Source organism: Pseudoclavibacter sp. VKM Ac-2867 (assembly GCF_015351275.1).
In the GTDB taxonomy this organism is placed as follows: domain Bacteria; phylum Actinomycetota; class Actinomycetes; order Actinomycetales; family Microbacteriaceae; genus Pseudoclavibacter.
Map to the genome: position 1 here is coordinate 25,246 of NZ_JADKSL010000018.1, position 18,424 is coordinate 43,669.

Consider the following 18,424-nt stretch of genomic DNA (forward strand, 5'->3'; position numbering starts at 1 on the left):
TAGCGTCTCCAGGAGAGCGAACCGCGACGGGGCGGACGCCCACCGACACAGGAGTCACCGTGCCCACCACTCGACCAGAAGCGCCCTCCACTCGAACGGGAGCGCAGCGGCCAGCGACCTCGCTGCAGCTGTACAGCGTCAACTCGCACCTCGAAGCCGACCTTGACGGCACGCTCGCGCGCCTCAGCGAGATCGGCCTGCGCAACGTCGAAGCCTTCGCCTTCGTCGACCGCGCCGACGAGCTCGCGGCGGCCTTCGCCAGGCACGGCATCGCGGCCCCGACGGGTCACGCGATGCTCGTCGCCAAGGAGGTCACGCGCGAGGGCGTGACGACGCCGGTGCCGAGCCACGCCGCCACCTTCGAGGCAGCGAAGAAGCTCGGCATGGAGGTCGTCATCGACCCTGCGGTCTTCGACTGGTCGACCGGCGAAGCCGTCGAGGCGACGGCGTCCGCCCTCAACGAGGCAGCCAGGTCAGCCGCCGAGCACGGCCTCCGCGTCGGCTACCACAATCACGCGTGGGAGCTCAGCACCCTCATCGAGGGCGTCCCCGCCCTCGAGTACTTCGCGGGGCTCCTCGACGACGAGGTGGTCCTCGAGATCGACGTGTACTGGGCGCACATCGGGGGAGTGGATGCGCCGGCCCTGCTCAGGCGTCTTGGCGACCGCGTGAGGGCCCTCCACATCAAGGACGGTCCGCAGGTCGAGAACCCGTTTGTCGCGGATGCTCCCTTCGACCCGTCGGGGCTGGGCCAGGTCCCGGCCGGTCACGGTGCCATCCCGCTCGAGGCTGCCCTTGCGGCTACCCCGTCGGCGGAATTCGCCGTCATCGAGTTCGACCACTTCGACGGCGACATCTTCGCCGCGATCGCCGCCAGTTTCGACTACCTGGAGAACCGCGCATGAGCAGCGAGCAGGTGCGCCGCCAGACGGCCAGGAGAGGCCCCGTCGGCGTCGGCATCATCGGCACCGGCATGATCAGCAACGCCTACCTCGACAACCTGACGCGCTTCCCCGACGTGCGAGTCGTGGCGCTTGGCGACCTCAACGAGGCCCTCGCCGCAGAGAAGGCCGCGAGCTACGGTGTTCCGTTCTCCGGCTCGCCCGCCTCGGTGCTGGCGAACGATGACGTCGAGATCGTCATCAACCTGACTATCCCGGCCGCCCACGTCCCGGTCGCGCTCGACGCCATCGCGGCGGGCAAGCACGTGTGGATCGAGAAGCCCATCGGCATCGACCGACAGGAGGCCAAGACCCTGCTCGAGGCGGCCGACGCGGCTGGCCTGCGCGTGGGGGTTGCACCCGACACGGTGCTGAACCCGGGCATCCAGACCGCCCTCCGTCACCTCGCGAGCGGCGTCATCGGCACCCCGCTCACGGCCCGCACCATGATGCGCTACTCGGGGCCCGACCTGTTCCACCCCAACCCGGCGTTCCTCTTCGCCCGCGGCGGCGGCCCACTGCTCGACATGGGGCCGTACTACGTGACGACTCTCGTGAGCGCGTTCGGCCCCGTCAGGAAGGTCTACGCGACGGGCTCGACGGCCAAGGAAGCCCGCACCGTGAAGCTCGGCCCGAACGCGGGCCAGTCGTTCCCAGTCGAGGTGCTCACGCACGTGGATGCGCTCGTCACCTTCGAAAGCGGGGCCAGCGCGCAGCTCACCTTCAGCAACGACTCCCCGCTCGCCGAGATGGGCACCGTCGAGATCATCGGCCCGGGCGGCATGCTCATCACCCCCGACCCGAACCACGCCGACGGGGGCACGCGAGTGGCGCGCCATCCCCAGGAGTACTCGGAGACGCTCGAGCCGAGCTGGGAGGACTACCCGGAGGAGGGAACGGTCACGGGGCGCGGATACGGCACGCTCGACATGGCCCGCGGTATCCGCGAGGGGCTCCCGCACGTCGCGACCGGCGAGCTCGCCCTGCACGTGCTCGACATCATGCTCGCCATCGAGGAGTCGGCGGCGGCCGGCGAGGTCGTCGTCGTCGAGAGCACGCTCGAGCGGGTTCCGCTCGTGGATCACCAGCGAGACCCGTTCGCGGCGACGCTCAGCAGCTAACGAGCGTCTGACGCTGTCGCGGCGCTCACGGGTCTCACGGGGCGAGTGGGTGCGCGAGCACCCGCTCGAGTGCCGCGGCCGAGCCCGTGAGCCGGGCGTCCACCGTCGTGAGCTCGCGTCGCTTCCAGAGCAGCAGCAGCGCGTCCTCGGCGGTGAGCTCGAGCGTCGCATCGGCTGGGGTGGTGGTCTCGGTGGCCCAGGACCCACCGGCCGCCACCTCGCCGATCGGGCCGAGCCGCACCGGCGAAGGTGTGCTCGCGTCGAGGCCCCGCAACTCGAGGTCGACGCGTTCGTCGAGCGACGGCATTCGCCCGAGCGACACCTGTCTCGGGTACATGTCGTGCGCGACCTCGGCGACTCCGACCGCCGCGATCGTGGCCGGAATGGGCACCGCGATGCCGAGGCTGTCGGTCGCGTCCCAGAGGTGCAGGGTCGTCTCGAGAGCCTGCCGCTTCGCCCAGGTGGATGCGCGGGCCGGCGGGTAGAGGGCCCAGCAGGGCGCGGCCTCCGGCAGCTCGCGCAGGGTCGCCACGAGCTCCGCGGCGCCCTCGCGGAACCAGGCGAGCAGCGCGTCCCGGTCGTCGAGGGGTGCCTCCGGAGCCAGCCGCTCGACCTGCTGGCCGCTGCCGAGCAACTGCGCGCGCGCCCACCGGTGCACGCCACCGAGGTGCTCGGCCAGCTCGGCGAGCGACCAGCCAGGGCAGGAGGGGACGGGCGTCGCGAGGTCTGCCGAGCCGAGGAGCGTCGCGAACGCGCTTGCCGCATCCGCGGTCACCTCGATGAACTGTGCGTGGTGCATGCTCAGATCCTAGAGAGTCGACCTCTCGCGCTGGTGGCTCGACCGGTCACCGGCGGCGGACGCGCCCGTAGAGCTTCACGAAGGACGGCACGACGAGGTACACCGCCAGCGGGACGACGACGAGCGTCACGACGCAGGCCCGGGCGATGGGGTGCCATGACCCGACGAGGGGGTCCGCGAGCATCGACGTGATGGCGACGAGCGGGAAGATCGCCAACCACGTGAGCACGGCGCGCACGTGAATGGAGGGCGGCGGCGCGGCAGGGGATCCGCTCGGTCCCTGCCCGTCAGGCCCGCCGATTCCTGGGGCAGGTGCGGTCGGGCCCGTCATGCTGCTCTTTCGCGACTCATGGAAGCCGATGGTAGTTGCCGAAGGCGGCGCGTTCCGCCCCAGAGGGCATCTGCCCGTTAGGAGGTGGCTCACGTCCCTTAGGCAGGACCCCGTCGCGCGGGGCGCAAGGACTTGCGAGGGTTGACGACGAGGGCCGACCGGCCCGCAACAAGGAGGTTGCCGATGTCAGCATTCGCCCCGATCGAGAGCCAGCTCCCCGCGGCTCCGCTGCCGTACCTGTTGGACGCCGCAGAAGGCGACAAGCTCGTGCTCTTCGACCAGCTCTTCACGCTGCTCACGACCTCGCCGCAGACCGCGGGCCAGTTCGACGCGTTCATCACGGAGGGGCGCCCGGGCAGGCCTGTCCCGCCGCACTTCCACGCTGAGACGCACGAGACGTTCTTCGTGCTCGAGGGGGCCATCCGGCTGTGGATCGACGATCGGCAGGGCAACCGCGAGACGCGCGTCCTCGAGGCCGGGGGCTTCGGATTCGTGCCGAAGGACACCATCCATTCGTACCGTATCGAGCGGACTGGGAAGATCTTCGGCGTCACGAGCGCGGGATTCACGGACTTCTTCCGGGCCGTGGCGCGGCCCACGTCGAAGCTCGGCATTCCGGAGGAAGCTGAGTTCCACATCCCGGAGCCCGCCGTGTTCGGCGCGCAGGGCGCGAAGCACGACGTGCACTTCGTGCAGGGATACGAGCTGTTCGATTGATCACGACGCCAGAGTCCGGCGAGCAGCGGACACCGGCGCACGCTCGCGTCGTGCGCGACATCATCTTCTCTGCGCCTGCCGGATTCCGGCCGCTCACCCTCGACCTGCACCTGCCGGAAGCGGAACGCCCACCCGTCATCGTGTTCGTGCATGGCGGCGGGTGGTTCCGGGGGAGTCGCCGCGTGTTCTGCCCGGGGCGCACCGAGGCGGAGACGTTCGGGCGCCTGACCCGTGCGGGGTGGGCCGTCGCGTCTGTCGACTACCGGTTGAGCGGGGAGGCGAGGTTCCCGGCGCAGCTCGCCGATGTCGAAGCCGCGATCGGCTGGGTGCTCGACGAGGGCGCCGCGATGTTCGGCCTGGATGCCACGCGCGTCGCGCTCTGGGGCGAATCCGCCGGCGGGCACCTCGCAGCGCTCGCGGCCGCTGTGCCTGGCACGCCCGTGCGGGCGGTTGTCGACTGGTACGGGCCGAGCGACCTCGCGGCGATCCCGAAGCCTGTCGGCGCGCCCGGCGCGTCAGTCCAGCCGAGTCGCGAGGAGCTGCTCATCGGCGGGCCCCTCGCGGAGCACCGCGAGCTCACTGAGGCGGCGAGCCCGGTGCGCGCCGTGCACGCAGGGGTACCACCCTTCCTCCTGGCGCACGGAACCGACGACAGCATGGTGCCGAGCGAGCAGAGCCTGCTGCTGCGGGATGCGCTCCACTCGGTCGGCGCGCACGTCGAACTGCAGCTCGTGGCAGGAGCCGACCACATGTGGCGTGGACTCGACGACCTCGAGACCGTCGTGGCTCCGGCCCTGCGGTTCCTGGCCCTGCACGCGGGACCGCCGGAGAGCGCACGTTGACAGGGCATCCCGGGGAGCTCGCGACCGCCGCCGCTTCCGGTGGCGCGCGCCCGTCTAGTCTCTGAACATGGACATCCCGATCCACGCCGTGCAGTACTTCTGCGTGCTCGCCGAGGAGCTGCACTTCGGTCGAGCCGCCGAGCGGATCCGCATCGCCACCCCCTCCTTGAGCCAGCAGATCGGCCGCCTCGAGCGGCAGCTGGGGGTCAAGCTGTTCGACCGTGAATCGCGCCCGCTGACGCTCACCTCGTTCGGAATCGAGTTCCTGCCGCTCGCCAGGCGGCTCCGCGACGACCACCGGGAGATCCTCGAGTGGGCCCAGCGCCTCGCGAGCGAGCAGGCGGCGCCGCAGCTTCGGCTCGGCGTCGTGGCCTCCGCCACAGGCTCCCTCGCTGCGTCGGCGATCGGCTCGATGCTGCAGCAAGTTCCGGATGCGCGGCTCGAGATGCGCCGCACCGGCTTCTTCGAGGTCGTCGACGACCTCGTCAGCGACCGGGTCGACGTCGTGCTGGCGCCCTCGCCCGTGAGCGCGTCCGACGAGGTGACCTGCGAGCCCCTCTGGTCGGAGGGGCGGATGCTCGTGGTCCCGGCGGGACACCGTCTGGCTGCCCGCTCGTCGGTCTCGATCCTGGAGACGAACGACGAGGTGTTCGTCGCGGCCTCCGCCGGACCGCAGGAGATCCTCGACTGGTGGGTAGTGAGCCCGCGGGCCGATGGGACGAGGATCGTGCCAGGCGCATCCGCCGACAGCATGGAGGGCCTGCTCGAGCTCGTCGCCGCGGGGGCTGGCGTGAATATCGCCGGGAGCTCCGCCGCCCGCCACTACCAGCGCGACGACGTCGTGTTCGTGCCGATCGATGACATCGAGCCCGTCACCGTGATGATGTGCACGCTGCGCTCGACCGACAACCCGCTCGTGCCCGTGTTCCGCGACCTCATGCGGGCCCAGCTCTCGAGCTGACCCGGCCTCGCCAGGCCACGCGACGCGGAGCCCCGCGCGGCGCCGGCCCTACTCGTCGGCCGTCTCCTGCTTACCCCGCATCACGAGCAGCGGGTCCGGCTTCGTGACCACATCGTGGTCCTTGCCCTCGTAGTCGAACTGACCGAGCCAGAATCGCATCGCGTTCAGGCGCGCCCGCTTCTTGTCGTTGGAGCGGATGATCGTCCACGGCGCGTGCTTCTTGTCGGTGAGGCGGAACGTCTCCTCCTTCGCCGCCGTGTAGTCCTCCCAGCGGTCGAGCGAGGCGAGGTCCATGGGGGAGAGCTTCCACCGCCGCACAGGGTCGAGCTGGCGGATCGCGAAGCGCGTGCGCTGCTCGGTGCGCGACACCGAGAACCAGAACTTCGTCACGTGGATGCCCGAGTCGACGAGCATCTTCTCGAACGCCGGTGCCTGCTGCATGAACTGCGTGTGCTCGTCATCGCTGCAGAACCCCATGACCCGCTCCACGCCGGAGCGGTTGTACCAGGAGCGGTCGAACATGACGAGCTCGCCGTCCGTGGGGAGGTGCTGGATGTAGCGCTGGAAGAACCACTGCCCGCGCTCGCGGTCGCTGGGCTTCGCGAGGGCGACGACGCGCGCCTTGCGCGGGTTGAGGTGCTCCGTGAAGCGCTTGATGGTGCCGCCCTTGCCGGCCGCGTCGCGCCCCTCGAAGAGGATCACGGCGCGCTTGTCGTTGTCCTCCATCCAGTACTGGCACTTCAGCAGCTCCACCTGGAGGCGGTACTTCTCGCTCTCGTACTCGTCGCGGCTGAGGCGCTCCTCGTAGGGGTACCCCTCCTGCCACGTGTAGACGGGGTTGCCCTGCGGGTCGATGAGGTCGGGGTCGTTGGTGTGGCCGTCGCGCACCGAGTAGCCGAGCGAGCGCAGGTGTTCGATGTATTCGCGCAGGTCCTGGGGTTGGTCGATAGCCATGCGTTCCTCCGGGGTCAGGTGCGGCGCGTCCGCCGGCGTGCGGGGGAGCGGATGCGGCGCCATGATGCGCCGCGAATGCGAACGGCACGTGTACGGGGCTGCTGACTGCAGTCCGCGGTTGACCTCTGGGCGCGGGCCGCTCGAAAATTGCCCGGGTGATGTGCGCCAAGAACCGGGGAATCACGGTTCTGAATATCGGATTCGCGGCTTCAGAGACATTTCCGTCGACAGTCGGAATCAAACTGGTCACACGCGGTGGTGCGCGACCTCAATCGAACGAAAATGCCTGATCAAGTTCTTTTTTCACGCGTGGTTCGCGTCGCGGTGCTGGTGCCTTGTTCAGTTGCGGGCCCAGCGGGGCTTCCTAAGATCCTGCTCGCGTCGACCGCTTCACTTCCTGCCAAGACGAGTTCGAACAATTTCGTGACGAATCACGGACCTGATGCGTCATACCCATACACCCCCGGCCGATGCACCAGCACCGGCCAGAGATCACAAGGAGAACCTCATGTCGAACACCACCCCCGCCACCGGAGCCCCGGCCACCAGCCGCAAGGACCTCCAGTCCGCACAGGTCGACGGACACGGCAAGACCACGATCGATGACGGCGTCGTCGCGAAGGTCGCCGGTATCGCCGCTCGTGAAGCACACGGCGTCTACGACCTCGGTGGCGGCGCCGCCCGTGCACTCGGTGCCATCCGCAACGCCCTGAACGCCACCGACCAGGGCCAGGGCATCAGCGTCGAGGTCGGCGAGAAGCAGGTCGCCGTCGACGTGACCATCGTCGCCGACTACCCCGTGGCGCTGCAGGACGTCGCCGATGGTGTCCGCGCCGACGTGATCCGCGCGATCGAGACGATCGTCGGTCTCGAGGTCACCGAGGTCAACGTGACCGTCAACGACGTGCACCTCCCCTCCGACGACAAGAACGAGGAGAAGGACGAGAAGGAAGAGGCGCGAGTCCAGTGAGCACCGCATCCCTCACCCGAACCGGCATCCTCATCGGCGCGGTCCTCGCGCTGACCTGGGTCATCCTGGGCTTCTGGGCGTTCTTCTTCGTCGTCATCGCGATGCTGATCGGCGGACTGATCGGTCGGATCCTCGACGGCAAGCTCAACGCCAGTGCACTTGTTGACGTCCTCCGCGGACGGAACACGTCCTCATGAGCATCGCCGCGACGGCTCCGGGCGGCGCGGCGCAGCGAGGCACGACACGGCTCACCGCGAAGGCGCTGAACAGACTCGTGTCAGCTGTCGCCGGTGACGCGCTCGGGGTCGACGCTGGCAGCGTCAGCGTCGACCTCGACGACCACAACGGCAAGCTCGCACTGCGACTCAGCACCCCCATTCGAGTGCCCTCGCTGGCTCGCATCCGCGAACAGCCGAGCTCCATCTCCCGCAGCGGAGGCCCGCTCCTCGAGCGAGTCGAGACTGCGAAGACCACCATCCGTGACCGCGTGCAGACCCTCAGCGGTTCCAGTATCAGCGCGGTCACCATCCGACTGACCGGACTCGAGATCAAACCAGAGGAGCGAGTCAGATGAGCAGCCACACGTCGCCCTACTCCCGCGTCACTCGACGCGAGACGCATTCGCCACGTTCGGCGCTCGCGATCGTCCTCGCCGTGCTGCTGATCATCGTGGCTGCCTGGGTCGGCACGGAGATCGTCCTCGCGCTCCTGGCGCTCCCCGCGCTGCTCGTCGCGCCGGTCGACATGTTCGCCTCGACACTTGGTGTGCTCGAGCAGCCCGCCCAGTACGTCGGCCCCGCCGGCGTCGTCGTGGCCATCATCGGGCTGATCCTGCTCATCGCAGGACTCGCCCCCGGTCGCCGTTCCCGTCACGTCCTGCGCTCGTCGAGGACCGCCACCGTCGCGGACAACGCGGTCATCGCCTCCGCCCTCGCCCGGCACGCGGCCCTCGCCGGCCACGTCAGCCCCGACAACGTCACCGTCTCGGTGTCGCACCGTCGCGCCGACGTCCACCTCGTGCCCGCCTCCGGCGTGCCAGTCGACAAGGCCTCCATCGAAGCGGCCGTCACGCAGCAGCTCGAGCAGTACGAGCTCACCCCGCGCGTCACCGCCAAGGTGCGCGTCGCAGAGAACGGGAAGGTCGGCGCATGAACAGCACGAACCGAGGACTGAACCGCCTCCTCATCGTCGCCGTCGGCCTCGTCCTGCTCGCGATCGGAGCAGCCGCGGCACTCGGCGCCTGGCTGCCCGGCGCGAAGGACACCTGGACCCCCATCTCCGAAACCGTCAACACGCAGGTCGGGAGCTGGCTCCAGCAGACACCCTTCCCGGGCACCGACTTCAGCTGGCTGATGATCGCCGTCGTCGCCGTCCTCGTGGTGGGCATCATCCTGCTCCTCGCCTTCACCCTCCGACAGGGGCAAGGCCGGACGGGAACCCTCATCCACGACCGCAGCTCGGACACGGGACGCACCGTCGTCGACGTGTCCGTCGCACGCGATGCTCTCGCTGACGCACTCGGCACGCGGGCCGAGTTCCTCTCGACCAGCGTCTCCGCATACGACGTGAAACGCACCCCGACGCTCAAGGTGTCGGCGACCTGTCGACGCGGCGTCTCGCCCAGGGACGCGACGGCGATCGTCGAGCAGAACCTCGAGGCGCTGGACGCGCTCCTCGGCCAGGAGGTGCCGGTCCTGCTGCAGCTGAGCGGCGGATTCCGCGCCAAGGTACAGCAGTCGACGCGCCTCCAGTAACCACGACTCCCCACCGCGGCACCCCGATTCCGAGGAACCGCACCCCCAACAGAAAGGAACTGCCATGAGCGCAGGAGACAAGATCAAGAACGCAGCAGAAGAGTTCGGCGGCAAGGCCAAGGAAGCCCTCGGCAAGGCCACCGACAACGACAAGCTCGTCGCAGAGGGCAAGGCCGACCAGGCCAGCGCCAACGTGAAGCAGGCGGGCGAAGACGTCAAGGACGCCTTCAAGAAGTAGGGCTCACGAGCGCGAGAAGCGGCAGTCATCCCCTCGGGGTGGCTGCCGCTTCTCGCTTCCGCGGCTGCAGACGACGGTCACAGGCTCGGGAGTGGAGCCGCAGGCGAGTCCCCAGAACGGCGGAAGTTCGTGGCTCGCCGCCGTCATGCCTCGGCGTCTCGGGTCGATCGGTAAAGTCGCGTTTTCGACGTTGGTTCGGCGACAGGAGAAGCGTGCCCAAACTCATCGGCTACGCCCGAGTCTCGATCCGACAACAGGGCGCCGATCGGCAGGAGGCGGACCTTCGAGCTGCTGGCGTCCGAGCGGACGACGTCTACGTCGACCGTGCAGAGGCCACCGCTCGCGACTCCTCCTCGGCCCTCGACGCCGCCCTGCGCGCGCTGAGCGGCGGAGACACCTTGGTCGTGCCGACGCTCGACCGGCTCGGGCGGTCCACCGGCGACCTGCTGCGGCTGGCCGCCGAGCTGCGTGCGGAGGGCGTCGCTCTGCGGGTGCTCGACCTCGACGGGGCAGAGGTGGACACGTCGACGCCCACGGGGTCGATGATGTTCGCGGTCATGGCGGCGCTCGAGCGGATGGAGTCGGAGCTCACTCGTGAGCGAGTCCTGGACTCGGTCAGCCGACGACGAGCGTCTCGAGTCGACGACGGCGGCAGCTCTCGGAAGCGCACCGACGGCCCCGCCCAGCCAAGCGGACAAGAACTGCCAGAGGTCGCGGGCGGAACGCACCCGCCTGCCCTGCACGGCCTCACCGTTCCGATCAAGCGACTCTGACCGCACAGCCACCTCGGTGGTCAACTGCCGTGAACTCTCCTGGCCAGATCCTGCAATACCTAGTGTGAGCACTGATAGACAGATCATCGAGAGATCTCGGGCCGACCCCGCGATCTTCGCAGAGCTGTACGACCGGCATCACCGCCTCGTGCACCGCTACGCTGCCCGAAGAACGAACCAAGAGGTCGCAGACGACCTCCTCTCCGAGACATTCCTGGTCGCGTTCGAACAGCGTGCGCGCTTCGACCCTTCCAGAGGAGAAGCGCAAGCGTGGTTGCTTGGGATAGCGACCACCCTCCTGAAGAAGCACAGGAGAGTCGAGGACCGCGAATGGCGCAGCTTCACCGCCGCTGACGCTGCGTCGAGCACCGAAGACAACGACTTCACTGTCGACGTCGAATCACGGCTGGATGCCTACGCGCAGATGCGCGGACTGCGCAACGCCGTCAACTCCCTCAACAAGGGCGACCGGGATGCGCTGCTTCTCTACGCCTGGGGTGACCTCGACTACGAAGGCGTGGCGTCAGCCCTGGGTATTCCCGTCGGGACTGTGCGCTCACGCCTCAATAGAGCGAGAAAGAAGCTACAGCGCACGAGATCGAGACTCGAAGCCGAAGTGCGGACGCAGCCCGCATCACCCCGTGAGACCCCAGGATTGGAGACAGCTGATGGACGAGATCGAACTTCTGCGCCGCGTGCGCGCTGACCAGCCGGAGCCGAGTCAGGCCGCCGTCGGGGCTGGCAGAGAGGCCATCTTGCGTCGCTCGGCGCAGGCCCAAGCCGAGCTGTCGAAGTCTGCAAGCAAGAAGCGTCACGCTCGGCGAGGTTCGCGCTTCATGTGGGGCGTCGGCGCAGTCGCGGTGACCGGAGCGGCAGCAGCCGCCATGATCTTCGCCGCAGCACTCCAACCGGGCCCGCCTGTCCCGGTCGTCGGCTCCTCAGCGTCGCCCGCATCCACGTCACTGTTGAATCTCACCGGCCCTGACCTACTCAGGGCTGCTGCGGCGAATGTTCGCGCCGCTGGCGACGAGCAGGTGCTTCCGGGGCAATACCTCAGAGTCGAGAGCCGGGACACCGAGAGCCACCACGTAGTCGGTGACCCGCAAGGGCCGTCTTGGACGGTGGACTACTCTCGGGCCCTCTACATTCCTGCGGACAAGAACGATGAGTGGGTCGCCACCGAGTCCGAAGAGAGCATTGAGGCCCATACGGAGGCGGGTGCTGCTGAGGTCCAAGACCTCCGAGAGGCGCTCGAGGACCAGGCGGGGCAATCGGACTCGACTCCTCAATACGAGCGAGCAGCGCGCGGCGAGTTCGTCAGTCGCGTGCGTGTCGCGTACGAGATGCTGACATTCGACTGGGCTGGCGAACCTGACGGCGTCCTCGACCAGCTCTATGAGATCGACAAATACAACGTCGAGCCTGAATCGCAGGCATTTGCGAGAATAAGCGAACTCATCGATCCGGGCTACCTTGCCGCTGAAGACCGGGCGTTGCTCTTGGAAGCCGCCGCTATCATTCCAGGCGTCAGTACCGCTGTCACCCCCGTTGAGATCCACGGAAAGTCAGGCATCGCAGTGACGCTCCGGTACGGTGCCGTCGACCGGCAGCTCATCTTCGACCCGAGGACTGGACTTCCCATCGGGCGCCAGGTGATCTCGGACGCGCACAGTAGCTTCGGCTGGGGTTCGACCAGCAAGACCTACACATCCGAGGTCGTCTCCACAGCCCCTCGGGACTGAACCAACCGGATCCCCCGCCCCGCCCCGCCCCTCGCCGAGCGAGGCGGGGACTCCGTGGGCGTTTCGAGTGGTGGGGCCGGTACCGCGGTTGCGACGCCGACGAGCGACCTCCGCGTCGCGTCGACAGGGTGGGTAGTCTGCATGGATGATCGGCTTCATCGTCGCCTTCGCCTGACGGTCCTGCGACCCGCCCCTCGCAGTTCCCAGCACCGACCCGGGTGGGTTTCAGCGCGCCTTCTTCCGCGTGCTTTCCTGACGCAGGCCGCTTCGCTCATCTCTGGGGATGAGTGCGAAGCGAGATCTCATCGGAGTCTCCGTTGTCCCCTGAACGACCCTCATACGCTTCAGTGCTGCGCACGCCGCACCTCTCACGCTCATTCCTCGCCAGCATCATCGGGCGCCTCTCGCTGGCAACCTCCGGGCTCGCGCTGATCCTCCTCCTGGAACAGTCGACGGGCTCATTCGCAGTGGCCGGCATCGCAACGGCGACGCTCGGCGTCGCCAACGTCGTCGCCACACCATGGCGAGCGCGACTCATCGATCGACACGGACAGCGCCTCGTGGTGACGGCCCTCGGGCTCGTCCACGCCGCATCCCTTCTCGGCGTCGGGCTGTCGTCGAGTGCAGGCCTGCCGACACTGCTGCTCCTCAGCGCGCTCGCGGGGGTGAGCGCCCCGCCATTCGGCGCGGTCATGCGCGTGCTCTGGGCGGCAGCACTCCCGGCTGGCCCCCAGCGCACTCGCGGATTCAGTCTCGACGCCGTCGCGGAAGAGGTGACCTTCGCCGTCGGCCCACTGGCGGCCGCCGTCCTCGCCGTCGTCGCGGATCCGCTCTCATCGCTGGTCGTCTCGGCAGGCTGCGTCGCTCTTGGGACGGCACTCTTCGTGACGAGCCCACGGTCACGAGCGCAGCGCGGTTCACGTCAGGTGGAGGTCCCAGACGCCCGACCGGCGCTGCGTCCGCTGCGCTCCAAGGGCTTCCTGCCCATCGTGCTGGCGATGACGGCCCCGGGAGTGATGCTCGGCTGCGTCGAAGTCGCAGCCCCCGCAGTGGCCGCCGCCGCATCCAGCACGGTGCTGGCAGGCGCACTGCTCGCTGTGTTCGCGGCCGCCAGCGCGATCGGCGGCTTGCTCTACGGCCGATGGGACCTCCGCGCGAGGCCGGAGCGTCAGCTGCTCGTGCTCACCCTGGCTCTTCTCGCGATCCTCACGGCGACCGGGCTCCTCGGGGGTGTCGGCGTCGCGATCCTCGGCTTCGCCCTCAGCGGCATCTTCCTGGCGCCGACCCTCATCGTCGGCTACCTCGCCGCGGACGCTCGCACCGACTCGCGAGCGCGAACCGAGGCGAGCAGCTGGATCAACACCGCCGTCAACCTCGGCGCAGCGCTCGGCGCGGCAGCATTCGGGGCGCTCACCGACATTGTCGGCCCGGGCCCCGCCCTCACGATCTCCGCAATCGGCACGCTGATCCTCATCTGCGGACCGCTGGCCCTGAACGACCGCCGATCGGGGCGGTGGGCTCACGGGTGACGGCGGCCCTACGGGAACGGCCGGACGCCAGCCCGGCGCGTAACCGAGGGCATCCCGAATGGAAAAGTGGGGCCGCGGGGCCTACGGTCGGAGGCATGCCTGACGTCCTCTCCGATGAGCGCCCCCTCCGTATCGCGTTTGTCGTGCTCCACACCTCCCCGCTCGACGAGCCGGGCACCAAGGATGCAGGCGGCATGAACGTCGTCGTGCTCGCTCAGGCCGAGGCGCTCGCCGCCCGCGGCCACCAGGTCGAGCTCGTCACGCGACGCAGCGATCCAGACTCCGCATCCACCGTGCAGCTGCGCGAGAACCTGCGCCTCCACAACCTCGACGCCGGGCCGGCCCGCCTCATCGCGAAGGGTGAGCACGAGCACGTCATCCGCGAATTCCAGGATGCGCTCGCCACGCTCCTCGGCGAACTCCCCGTCGATGTGCTGCACGCCCAGCACTGGTTCTCGGGCGTCGCCGCCCTGCCCGTCGCCCGCGAGCTCGGGATACCGATCGCGCAGAGCTTCCACTCCATCGCCGCGGACAGCTCCACGCCGCTCGCCGACGGGGAACGCGCCGAATCCCCTGGACGGCTCGCCGGCGAGGCGATGCTCGCGAAGTCCGTCGACGCGATCGTCGTCGTCAGCAGGGCCGAACGCGACACGGTCCTCTCGAGGCTCGGCGGCGACCCCGCGATCACGCACATCGTGCCGCCGGGCGTCGACGCCGACCTGTTCTTCCCCGCGTGGGATGCGCGGGCCGAGCCGGCCGCCCACGAGCAGCGACCCAGGCGTGCCCTGTCTGCCGGGCGGCTGCATCCGCTCAAGGGATTCGACCTGGCCCTCGACGCGATCGCCGAGGTCGACGCCGACGTCCGCCCCGACTACGTGCTCGTGGGAGCCGCACCGCCGGATGCCGACGGCCGCGAGTACGAGGCTCGCCTGCATGACGCCGTCGAGCAGCACGGGCTCGCCGACCACGTGCAGTACATCGGCTCGCTCAGCAGGCACGCGCTCGCAGCCCAACTGCGCCTCGTGGACCTCGTGCTGATCCCCTCCCACTCCGAGACGTACGGTCTCGTCGCGCTCGAAGCTGCGGCATCCGGCGTGCCCGTCGTCGCCTCCGCGGCCGGCGGACTCCGCGAGGCCGTCGTCGACGGCGTCACCGGCATCCTGCTCGAGACGCGAGACCCCGCCGACTGGGCGGCCGCCATCGCGGGCATCCTCCGGCAGTCCGAGGTCGCCGAGCGCATGAGCCGCGCCGCCCGCGAGCACGCGCTCACCCACTCGTGGGACCTCAGCGCGGAAGGCCTCCTCTCGGTATTCCGCGACCTCGTCGCACAGGCCCGGCTGGGTTCCGCGCGTGCCTGAGACCGGCCGCAGTCTGCTCGATTCGGTGCGCCACGCGCTGGTCGTGCACGCGCATCCCGACGACGAGGTGCTTGCCGGCGGCGCTCTGCTCCGCGAACTCCACGAACGCGGCGCACGCGTCACGCTCGTGACGTGCACGCGCGGCGAACTCGGCGAGATCGTCGACGGCGCGCTGCCAGACGCCGCCTCCATAGGCGAGCTCGCGGCCGTGCGCGAACGGGAGCTGCGCGGCTCGCTCGACGCCCTCGGCATCGACGAGCACCGCTGGCTCGGCACCGTCCCCGCACGCGCCGAGGGCCTCGCACCCCGCGACTACCGTGATTCGGGGATGCGCTGGCTGCGGCCGGGCCTCGCAGGCCCCGCCGACGAGACCGACCTGCGGTCGCTGAGCGTCGCCCCGCTCGAGGAGGTCACCGCTGATCTGGCCGCCGCGATCGCCCATGACGGGCCGGACCTCGTCATCAGCTACGACGCGACCGGCGGGTACGGGCACCCCGACCATGTTCGGGCGCGGGAAGCGAGCCTCGCCGCATCGGCGGCAGCCGGTGTGCGCTTCGCGGAGCTCGTCGAGCAGAGCGAGCGTGCCCTCGCCGCCGAGATCGGCGACCTCGAATGGTTCGACCTCGAGCAGCACCGGGCTGCGGTCGTCGCCGCCCTCCGCAGCCACCGTACCCAGCTCACGGTCGACGACGACGGAGCGTCGCTCGTGCACTCGGGCGGGCAGCGGCAGGACGTGCACCTCGCGATCGGTCTGCGCGAAGTGGTGGCGTAGCGCGGCCGTCCGCGCGGGCACTACCTGGGCGCGAGCTGTCCCACGACGTCACACGCCAAGCTTGCAGGCTTATGCTCGCCGTGCAACATGCTCCGGGGTCGGTGAAAGTCCGAACCGGCGGTGAGAGTCCGCGACCCGCTCGTCCGCGAGCGGTTGACCTGGTGGAATTCCGGGACCGACGGTTAAAGTCCGGATGGTAGGTGCATGGGAGGCGCTCGTTTCGGCGAGGGCCTCCGAGGCGTCGGCTGCCGGACTCTCCGGCTGCGCCGGCACCGGGATATGGCCCCGTGGTACGCGAAACGCGGAGGTCCGGCCATGCCGATCCAAGAACTCACACGCGTCGACACTGTCGACGCCGCCATGCAATTGGCGCTCTCCCTGGCGGCCCGAGGGCCAGCCAGAGATCCGAACCCACAGGTCGGGTGCGTCCTGCTCGCGCCGCCCTCCGGTGCCGGCGGCCCGCGCCGCATCCTGGGGAGCGGCCACCACCGCGGAGCGGGCACCCCGCACGCGGAGGCCGCCGCGCTCGACGCCGCGCGCGCAGCCGGGGCGGAGCTACGGGGCGCGACTGCCATCGTGACCCTCGAGCCCTGCGCCCACAGCGGCAGGACGCCGTCGTGCGCCGACGCCCTCCTGAACGCAGGTGTCGCGGAGGTCGTGTACGCGGTGGCGGACCCGAACCCGATCGCATCCGGGGGAGCGGCGCGCCTTCGCACGCACGGGGTGAGCGTGTCCATGGGCACCCGTCAGGTCGAGGCCGAATCGCTCCTGCGCGTCTGGCTCACAGGCGTCACCGAGCGTCGGCCCTTCGTGACGCTCAAGCTCGCATCCACGCTCGACGGGAGGGTCGCCGCCGCCGACGGGTCGAGCCAGTGGATCACCTCCGAGGCCGCCAGGGCGCATGCGCACCAGCGTCGGGCCGACGCCTGCGCGGTCCTCGTCGGCACCGGAACGCAGCGTGCCGACGACCCCTCGTTGTCGGTGCGGGGAGTCGCGGCGACCGACGCATCACAGCCCCTGCGTGTCGTGATGGGGCTGCGCGAGGTCGACGAGGGCGCCGCCGTGCGCGCGGAGCCGGAGCTGTTCGTGCACCTCAGGACCCACGACCCGGTCGACGCCCTCGAGATCCTGCACGCAAGGGGCGTCCGCCACGTCATCGTCGAAGGCGGCCCCACCATCGCGGCGGCCTTCCTGCGCGCCGGACTCGTCGACGAGATCGACGCCTACGTCGCGCCCATCCTGCTGGGCGATGGGGCGAGCTCCGTCGCGTCGCTCGACATAGGGAGCCTCCGGGACGCGAACAGGTGGACGACCGACTCCGTGCATCCGCTGGGCGTCGACACGCTCATCCGGCTCGTCCGGGGCCCCGAATCACCCGCCGTTCGCGTCCCCGGCGCTGCACCCGTGGGAGTCGCAGCATGAACGCTGAACTGCGCCGGGCGCTCGAGGCGCTGCGGGCGGGACGCCCCGTGCTCGTCGCCGACGCCTCCTCACGCGAGAACGAGGTCGACGCGATCCTCGCGGCGAACACCGCCACCCCCGAGTGGATGGGCTGGATCATCCGCCATTCCTCCGGGCTCCTCTGCGCGCCCCTCCCGGCGACGCTCGCCGACCGGCTCAGTCTGCCCATCATGGTGGAACGCAGCGAGGATGCGCGCGGCACCGCCTACACCGTCACGGTCGACGCGGCCGAGGGGGTGACGACGGGGATCTCGGCAACCGACCGGGCAACGACCGTCCGCGCACTCGCCGCAGCGGATGCGCGACCGAGCGATCTCATCCGCCCGGGCCACGTGCTGCCGCTGCGCGCCGTGGATGGCGGCGTGCTCGAGCGTCCGGGGCACACCGAGGCGGCCGTCGATCTTGTGCGCCTCGCTGGCACCGGCGAGGTGGGCGTCATCGCCGAGCTCGTGCGGGACGACGGCGAGATGCTGTCGTTCGGCGAGGCGCTTGAGCTCGCGGCAGCCACCGACCTGGTGCTGCTGCACGTCGACGACATCGTGCGCCACCGCAGGGAGCACCCGGGCTTCCCCGCAACGCCCACGCAGGAAGAACCGCAGGACCACAGCCAGCAGCGCGCCGCCAAGGCGCACGTGAGAGGAGCACGACGATGAGCGGACACGGAGCACCGACAGTGCAGGCAGACGGGCGCGGCATGCGAGTCGTCGTCGTCGCGGCCGAGTGGCATGAGACGGCGATGGACGCGCTGCTCGACGGCGCCCAACGCGCACTTGCAGATGCGGGCGTCACCGACGTCCAGGTCGTGCGGGTTCCCGGCTCGTTCGAGCTGCCCGTCGCGGCGAGCCGCATCGCCGTGAGCAGGCCGGACGCGATCGTCGCGCTCGGCGTGGTCATCCGTGGCGGCACCCCGCACTTCGATTACGTGTGCACGGCCGCGACCAACGGCCTCACCGACGTGGCCGTGCGCACGGGCATCCCGGTCGGCTTCGGGGTCCTCACGTGCGACGACGAAGCCCAGGTGCAGGCCCGCATCGGTCTGCCGGGCAGCTTCGAGGACAAGGGGGCGGATGCGGCACTCGCCGCCATCGCCACTGCGAGCGCGCTCCGAGAATGGCCCGCGATCCAGCCGGCAACCCTGCCCGTGAGCGGACAGGCCTGACC

At 69.7% G+C, this 18,424-nt stretch carries 23 protein-coding genes and 1 riboswitch; of the genes, 20 read left to right on the plus strand and 3 right to left on the minus strand.

The genetic code is table 11. The features are described from left to right. Window positions 1–59: 59 nt before the first annotated feature. Window positions 60–905, plus strand: a complete 846-nt coding sequence (locus ITJ67_RS15590) for a sugar phosphate isomerase/epimerase family protein (protein WP_194678247.1) — start codon at window positions 60–62, stop codon at window positions 903–905. Then, complete coding sequence (locus tag ITJ67_RS15595; RefSeq protein WP_160070688.1) at window positions 902–2,062, plus strand: Gfo/Idh/MocA family protein; 1,161 nt, start codon at window positions 902–904, stop codon at window positions 2,060–2,062. Before ITJ67_RS15590 ends, ITJ67_RS15595 begins: the two co-directional genes overlap by 4 nt. Window positions 2,063–2,096: 34 nt before the next feature. Here the strand turns inward: ITJ67_RS15595 and ITJ67_RS15600 are convergent, their stop codons facing one another. Both ITJ67_RS15600 and ITJ67_RS15605 read right to left on the minus strand, forming a co-directional pair. After that, the gene (locus ITJ67_RS15600; protein WP_194678248.1) at window positions 2,097–2,861 is read right to left on the minus strand and encodes a maleylpyruvate isomerase family mycothiol-dependent enzyme; all 765 of its coding nucleotides are present in this window, start codon (window positions 2,859–2,861) and stop codon (window positions 2,097–2,099) included. Between the two features lie 46 nt (window positions 2,862–2,907). Next, a complete protein-coding gene (locus ITJ67_RS15605; protein WP_194678249.1) occupies window positions 2,908–3,192 on the minus strand; it encodes a hypothetical protein in 285 nt (94 codons plus the stop codon). A 183-nt stretch (window positions 3,193–3,375) separates the two neighbouring features. On the opposite strand from ITJ67_RS15605, the gene ITJ67_RS15610 reads away from it, so the two are divergent. The 3 genes from ITJ67_RS15610 to ITJ67_RS15620 all read left to right on the plus strand — a co-directional run bounded on the left by ITJ67_RS15610 (window position 3,376) and on the right by ITJ67_RS15620 (window position 5,712). Continuing rightward, entirely contained in the window at window positions 3,376–3,909 is a 534-nt protein-coding gene (locus ITJ67_RS15610; RefSeq protein WP_194678250.1) for a quercetin 2,3-dioxygenase, read from the plus strand. Next, window positions 3,906–4,751, plus strand: coding sequence for an alpha/beta hydrolase (locus tag ITJ67_RS15615; protein WP_228503093.1), 846 nt, complete (start codon window positions 3,906–3,908; stop codon window positions 4,749–4,751). Before ITJ67_RS15610 ends, ITJ67_RS15615 begins: the two co-directional genes overlap by 4 nt. A gap of 67 nt (window positions 4,752–4,818) precedes the next feature. Further along, the gene (locus ITJ67_RS15620; RefSeq protein WP_160070684.1) at window positions 4,819–5,712 is read left to right on the plus strand and encodes a LysR family transcriptional regulator; all 894 of its coding nucleotides are present in this window, start codon (window positions 4,819–4,821) and stop codon (window positions 5,710–5,712) included. 48 nt (window positions 5,713–5,760) lie between these two features. Here ITJ67_RS15620 and ppk2 read toward each other — a convergent pair whose 3' ends face one another. Next, window positions 5,761–6,666, minus strand: coding sequence for a polyphosphate kinase 2 (gene ppk2, locus ITJ67_RS15625; RefSeq protein WP_104243321.1), 906 nt, complete (start codon window positions 6,664–6,666; stop codon window positions 5,761–5,763). Between the two features lie 508 nt (window positions 6,667–7,174). Between ppk2 and ITJ67_RS15630 the strand changes: the two genes are divergently transcribed. From ITJ67_RS15630 to ribH, 15 genes are all read left to right on the plus strand, one after another. Next, window positions 7,175–7,636, plus strand: coding sequence for an Asp23/Gls24 family envelope stress response protein (locus ITJ67_RS15630; protein WP_194678251.1), 462 nt, complete (start codon window positions 7,175–7,177; stop codon window positions 7,634–7,636). Beyond that, a complete protein-coding gene (locus ITJ67_RS15635) occupies window positions 7,633–7,833 on the plus strand; it encodes a DUF2273 domain-containing protein (RefSeq protein ID WP_194678252.1) in 201 nt (66 codons plus the stop codon). Before ITJ67_RS15630 ends, ITJ67_RS15635 begins: the two co-directional genes overlap by 4 nt. After that, window positions 7,830–8,210 carry a hypothetical protein gene (locus tag ITJ67_RS15640; RefSeq protein WP_160070682.1) on the plus strand — a complete coding sequence of 127 codons (381 nt, stop codon included), beginning with the start codon at window positions 7,830–7,832 and terminating at the stop codon, window positions 8,208–8,210. The genes ITJ67_RS15635 and ITJ67_RS15640 overlap by 4 nt, the downstream gene beginning before the upstream one ends. After that, the gene (locus tag ITJ67_RS15645) at window positions 8,207–8,788 is read left to right on the plus strand and encodes a DUF6286 domain-containing protein (RefSeq protein ID WP_194678253.1); all 582 of its coding nucleotides are present in this window, start codon (window positions 8,207–8,209) and stop codon (window positions 8,786–8,788) included. Before ITJ67_RS15640 ends, ITJ67_RS15645 begins: the two co-directional genes overlap by 4 nt. Further along, window positions 8,785–9,390, plus strand: coding sequence for a hypothetical protein (locus ITJ67_RS15650; protein ID WP_194678254.1), 606 nt, complete (start codon window positions 8,785–8,787; stop codon window positions 9,388–9,390). The genes ITJ67_RS15645 and ITJ67_RS15650 overlap by 4 nt, the downstream gene beginning before the upstream one ends. Before the next feature lie 64 nt (window positions 9,391–9,454). After that, window positions 9,455–9,628 (plus strand): CsbD family protein, encoded by a 174-nt coding sequence (locus ITJ67_RS15655; protein WP_194678255.1) that lies wholly within the window; start codon window positions 9,455–9,457, stop codon window positions 9,626–9,628. A gap of 212 nt (window positions 9,629–9,840) precedes the next feature. Next, window positions 9,841–10,401 (plus strand): recombinase family protein, encoded by a 561-nt coding sequence (locus tag ITJ67_RS15660; RefSeq protein ID WP_194678256.1) that lies wholly within the window; start codon window positions 9,841–9,843, stop codon window positions 10,399–10,401. 64 nt (window positions 10,402–10,465) lie between these two features. Further along, a complete protein-coding gene (locus ITJ67_RS15665; protein WP_323741483.1) occupies window positions 10,466–11,107 on the plus strand; it encodes a sigma-70 family RNA polymerase sigma factor in 642 nt (213 codons plus the stop codon). After that, window positions 11,070–12,143, plus strand: coding sequence for a hypothetical protein (locus tag ITJ67_RS15670; RefSeq protein WP_194678257.1), 1,074 nt, complete (start codon window positions 11,070–11,072; stop codon window positions 12,141–12,143). The genes ITJ67_RS15665 and ITJ67_RS15670 overlap by 38 nt, the downstream gene beginning before the upstream one ends. 317 nt (window positions 12,144–12,460) lie before the next feature. Further along, complete coding sequence (locus ITJ67_RS15675; RefSeq protein ID WP_228503095.1) at window positions 12,461–13,672, plus strand: MFS transporter; 1,212 nt, start codon at window positions 12,461–12,463, stop codon at window positions 13,670–13,672. 95 nt (window positions 13,673–13,767) lie between these two features. Next, a complete protein-coding gene (locus ITJ67_RS15680) occupies window positions 13,768–15,030 on the plus strand; it encodes a glycosyltransferase (protein WP_194678258.1) in 1,263 nt (420 codons plus the stop codon). Then, window positions 15,023–15,802 carry a PIG-L deacetylase family protein gene (locus tag ITJ67_RS15685; protein ID WP_194678259.1) on the plus strand — a complete coding sequence of 260 codons (780 nt, stop codon included), beginning with the start codon at window positions 15,023–15,025 and terminating at the stop codon, window positions 15,800–15,802. The genes ITJ67_RS15680 and ITJ67_RS15685 overlap by 8 nt, the downstream gene beginning before the upstream one ends. 84 nt (window positions 15,803–15,886) lie before the next feature. Continuing rightward, window positions 15,887–16,011: riboswitch (FMN riboswitch) on the plus strand. Window positions 16,012–16,117: 106 nt separating this feature from the next. Next, on the plus strand, window positions 16,118–17,224 hold the full coding sequence (ribD, locus tag ITJ67_RS15690; protein WP_194678260.1) for a bifunctional diaminohydroxyphosphoribosylaminopyrimidine deaminase/5-amino-6-(5-phosphoribosylamino)uracil reductase RibD: 1,107 nt from the start codon (window positions 16,118–16,120) through the stop codon (window positions 17,222–17,224). Next, entirely contained in the window at window positions 17,221–17,916 is a 696-nt protein-coding gene (gene ribB, locus ITJ67_RS15695; RefSeq protein ID WP_194678261.1) for a 3,4-dihydroxy-2-butanone-4-phosphate synthase, read from the plus strand. Before ribD ends, ribB begins: the two co-directional genes overlap by 4 nt. Then, window positions 17,913–18,422, plus strand: coding sequence for a 6,7-dimethyl-8-ribityllumazine synthase (gene ribH, locus ITJ67_RS15700; RefSeq protein ID WP_194678262.1), 510 nt, complete (start codon window positions 17,913–17,915; stop codon window positions 18,420–18,422). Before ribB ends, ribH begins: the two co-directional genes overlap by 4 nt. Window positions 18,423–18,424 lie beyond the last annotated feature (2 nt).

What these genes read in the sequence shown, in the direction of transcription:
- ribH (WP_194678262.1), top strand. Translation starts at nt 17,913, where the DNA reads ATGAGCGGACACGGAGCACCGACAGTGCAGGCAGACGGGCGCGGCATG.
- ITJ67_RS15610 (WP_194678250.1), top strand. Translation starts at nt 3,376, where the DNA reads ATGTCAGCATTCGCCCCGATCGAGAGCCAGCTCCCCGCGGCTCCGCTG.
- ITJ67_RS15595 (WP_160070688.1), top strand. Translation starts at nt 902, where the DNA reads ATGAGCAGCGAGCAGGTGCGCCGCCAGACGGCCAGGAGAGGCCCCGTC.
- ITJ67_RS15640 (WP_160070682.1), top strand. Translation starts at nt 7,830, where the DNA reads ATGAGCATCGCCGCGACGGCTCCGGGCGGCGCGGCGCAGCGAGGCACG.
- ITJ67_RS15630 (WP_194678251.1), top strand. Translation starts at nt 7,175, where the DNA reads ATGTCGAACACCACCCCCGCCACCGGAGCCCCGGCCACCAGCCGCAAG.
- ITJ67_RS15645 (WP_194678253.1), top strand. Translation starts at nt 8,207, where the DNA reads ATGAGCAGCCACACGTCGCCCTACTCCCGCGTCACTCGACGCGAGACG.
- ppk2 (WP_104243321.1), bottom strand. Translation starts at nt 6,666, where the DNA reads ATGGCTATCGACCAACCCCAGGACCTGCGCGAATACATCGAACACCTG.
- ITJ67_RS15620 (WP_160070684.1), top strand. Translation starts at nt 4,819, where the DNA reads ATGGACATCCCGATCCACGCCGTGCAGTACTTCTGCGTGCTCGCCGAG.
- ITJ67_RS15680 (WP_194678258.1), top strand. Translation starts at nt 13,768, where the DNA reads ATGCCTGACGTCCTCTCCGATGAGCGCCCCCTCCGTATCGCGTTTGTC.
- ITJ67_RS15605 (WP_194678249.1), bottom strand. Translation starts at nt 3,192, where the DNA reads ATGACGGGCCCGACCGCACCTGCCCCAGGAATCGGCGGGCCTGACGGG.
- ITJ67_RS15650 (WP_194678254.1), top strand. Translation starts at nt 8,785, where the DNA reads ATGAACAGCACGAACCGAGGACTGAACCGCCTCCTCATCGTCGCCGTC.
- ITJ67_RS15600 (WP_194678248.1), bottom strand. Translation starts at nt 2,861, where the DNA reads ATGCACCACGCACAGTTCATCGAGGTGACCGCGGATGCGGCAAGCGCG.
- ITJ67_RS15670 (WP_194678257.1), top strand. Translation starts at nt 11,070, where the DNA reads ATGGACGAGATCGAACTTCTGCGCCGCGTGCGCGCTGACCAGCCGGAG.
- ITJ67_RS15655 (WP_194678255.1), top strand. Translation starts at nt 9,455, where the DNA reads ATGAGCGCAGGAGACAAGATCAAGAACGCAGCAGAAGAGTTCGGCGGC.
- ribD (WP_194678260.1), top strand. Translation starts at nt 16,118, where the DNA reads ATGCCGATCCAAGAACTCACACGCGTCGACACTGTCGACGCCGCCATG.
- ribB (WP_194678261.1), top strand. Translation starts at nt 17,221, where the DNA reads ATGAACGCTGAACTGCGCCGGGCGCTCGAGGCGCTGCGGGCGGGACGC.